Annotated in this window: 1 protein-coding gene; it reads right to left on the bottom strand. The window is 61.1% G+C overall.

Annotated elements, in window-relative coordinates:
• Positions 1-8: 8 nt before the first annotated feature.
• Positions 9-3,242, bottom strand: a complete 3,234-nt coding sequence (locus tag Q0K62_RS07910) for a glycoside hydrolase family 2 TIM barrel-domain containing protein (protein ID WP_297317431.1) — start codon at positions 3,240-3,242, stop codon at positions 9-11.
• Between the last annotated feature and the right edge of the window lie 45 nt (positions 3,243-3,287).

Genomic DNA, 3,287 nt, shown 5'->3' with positions numbered 1-3,287 from the left:
TCGGGAAACTAGCGGGGCCGGACCCTCAGATGCAGGCCGAAGGTGATCTCGGTTTCATCCAGTTGATATGCAGGGGCCAGGACGGGGCCGCAGCTGTTGGAGCCGATACCCGCCGTGGCGTAATCCAGGCAGAGTACGGTGGAGCCGCATTCCCGCAGTTCGTAGTCGTGGCCCTGGCCCGTCAGCTCCTCCTGGGTGTATGGCGAGCAGCTGAAGGAGACCGGGGTGTCACCGGCGACCTCCAGGACGGACCTGTCATCCTCAACCATCAGATAATCGCAACCGAAACGTGACCCGTTCTCCTGGGGGCGCAGATAATGCTCCACCAGACCTTCGGCGGTATTGGAGAAGACGCCATAGTGGCTGGCCCGGTGCATGTCCCTGTAGCTCTCGTATGGCCCGTATCCGCAATAGGTCACCCTGTCCATGGATCTGGGCAGGAAGAGACGGATACCGAACCTCGGCAGGACGGGGAAGTCGGCGTCCTTGTGGAAGTTCAGCCCAAGATCCAGCCCTCCCCGACCGTCAAGGGACCAGGTGGCCTCAATGCGGCCCAGGGGCTGGATACCCGGTGACACCAGGGCCAGGTCGCCGCGGATTATGGTGCGATCGTGATCCTCGTCAATATCCAGACTGGATTCGTACGCCCGGGTCACGGTCCGATCGTATTGGGCTTTGAACCACTCCTGCTTGATGGTGGCATCGTTGTCGGTGGGAGCCCGCCAGACATTGACCTGGACGGGGGCCGTCAGAATCTGTCGGTTGGCCACGATTGCGGTATCCAGCATGCCGGTGCGTCTGTTGAAGACATACCGCCAATCCTCGCCTTCCACCTCGATCGTGCCGGCTCCTTCCTTGGTCATGGGTCGGGCGGGGCTTTGCCGACCGTGACCCTGCCCTTCCCGGATGATTTCCGCCAGGCTGTTGGGCCGCTCCTCCAGCCCCATGGCGGCGGCATCCAACTCATCGAACCCCAGGACGTGCCCCTGGGGAAGATTCCGATCGTCCTTCTTCAAGACGTAGGAAACCAGTAGGGTCACCCGTCCCCGATCGGGCCACTCCACATCGGGGAGCCTGACCCCTCCCTCCTGGTGGGGGGCGATGTGCAGATCAGCCTCGGCCTCCCCCGCCAGATTCCCGGAGGATGCAGGTTCCCCGTCCCTGAGCACGGTCCAGGACAGGGTCAGATACTCGTCCAGATAGGTGAAGTCCAGGTAATTGTGCAGGCGAATTGCGCCATCGACCGGATCGAAACCAACCACCCTGGCCGGACGAAAGACGTTCTTGAACTCCTCCAGCCCGGTATGGGGGCACCGGTCAGGATAGACCAGACCATCCATGCAGAAGTTGCCATCGTTGGGATACTCACCATGATCGCCACCATAGGTGTAGACCCGGCGGCCGTCCCGGGCCCGTCCCTGATCAATGGCATGGTCGGCCCACTCCCAGACGCATCCACCCAGAATGCCCGGATGGTCCTGGAAAACGCGGAAGTAGTCCTCAAGATCGCCCGGCCCCAATCCCATGGCGTGGCAGAACTCGCACAGGAAGTAGGGCCGTCGACCCCCATCCCCGTCATCCCCGTGTGAACTGATGCCATGGGGACCCTCGGGTGTGAAGTAATCCTCGATCTGGCGGATGGAGGGGTACATCCTGGAGGTGATATCCAGATTGGAGTAATCGAGGTCGGTCCTGGGTGAACCGTGGATCGCCGACTCGTAATGGGTCAGTCGCGAGGGGTCTCGCTGCTTGGTCCAGGCCAGGGCCGCCTCGATCCCGCACCCGTACCCGCTCTCGTTGCCCATGGACCAGATGATGATCGAGGGATGGTTCTTGTCGCGTTCCAGACTGCGCTGGACCCTGTCCAGGATGGACTGGGTGAAGACGGGGTCGTCGGCTATCTTGCCATTCCAGTACTCAGGTTCCTTCCAGTCGGGACCATGATAGAGGGATTCGATACCGTGGGTCTCCAGGTCGGCCTCGGCCACCACGTAGAAGCCCATCTGATCGAACAGGGCGTAATACTGCGGTGCGTTGGGATAGTGGGAAGTGCGGATGGCATTGACGTTGTGCTCCTTCATCAGCACCAGATCGCGCATGATCTGATCCTGGTCTATGGCGAAGCCCGTCCTGGGGTCCCCATCGTGCCGGTTGACACCATGGATCTTGATGGGAGAGCCGTTGACCTTGACCACCTGCCCATCGACACTCACGCTGCGCAGGCCGATATGGTCGGTGATGAACTCGTCAGGATCCTCCATGGATCCCTCCTCCAGGCCATCGGCCCTGGTGGAGAGCTCCAACCTGTAGAGCTGCGGGTCCTCGGCATTCCACAAACGGGGATGGGCAACCTCCAGGGTCAGACTGGTCCGGTCCCCGCCCCCCTCGGTTGCACCCCTGGCGACCTCATGTCCCGCCGAGTCCACAAGTCTGGCCCTGACTGTCGGTTTAGCCGATTGGCCGGTGGGCGACAGGTCGAGATCCACGGTGACCCAGGCCTGGGAATTGTCCTGTGCCAGGTCGGTATGGACGAAGTAATCCCGGATGCCGCCTTCGGGGCGGCGCAGGATATAGACATCACGGAAGATGCCGCTCATCCTGAATTTGTCCTGGTCCTCCAGGTAGCTGCCGTCGCACCACTTGAGCACCAGAACGGCAAGACGGTTACGCCCCGGCCTGAGGTGATCGGTCACATCGAATTCGCTGGTGGAGTGGGAGACCTGGCTGTACCCCACCAGTTCACCGTTCACCCAGAGGTAGAAGCAGGAATCCACCCCGTCGAAGTCCAGCAGGGCACGGGGGGCTCTGGCGTCAGGTTGGTATTCAAAGGTCCGCAGATAGATTCCACAGGGGTTGTCCTGGGGGACCATGGGCGGATCGAAGGGGAAGGGGTACTGCACGTTGGTGTACTGAGGATTGTCATACCCCTGGGTCTGCCAGACCCCTGGCACGGCGATGGGCTTGAACACCCCATGCCCGGCATCGGTCTGAGGATCGAAGTCCTCCTGATAGAAGAGGGGCTCACCACTCTCCTGGGCTAGGGCGATTTCTGCGTCCAGGTCATAGAGACTGGGATAGTAGCGAAAATCCCAGGCACCATCCAGATCCAGGTAACGGTCGGACTCCTTCCTCCTGTCACCCCTGGAATCCATCGGCCCCGAAGCCGGGATGAAGTAGGAGCGATTGGGTTGGGTCCCCACATGCAGTCTGGAGGGGTCCTCGTAGTAGCGTGGAATAAACATGAAGCCTCATCCTCATTGGTGATTTACTGTCAGGTCGTGTTTAAC

This window comes from uncultured Bifidobacterium sp., from assembly GCF_945269915.1.
In the GTDB taxonomy this organism is placed as follows: Bacteria; Actinomycetota; Actinomycetes; order Actinomycetales; family Bifidobacteriaceae; genus Bombiscardovia; species Bombiscardovia indica.
The sequence above is the reverse complement of the archived record's forward strand: the minus strand, read 5'-3'. Positions and strand labels throughout refer to the sequence as shown.

Bases quoted from the DNA above. Each gene is read 5' to 3' on its own strand.
- Q0K62_RS07910 (WP_297317431.1), bottom strand. From the start codon at position 3,242: ATGTTTATTCCACGCTACTACGAGGACCCCTCCAGACTGCATGTGGGG.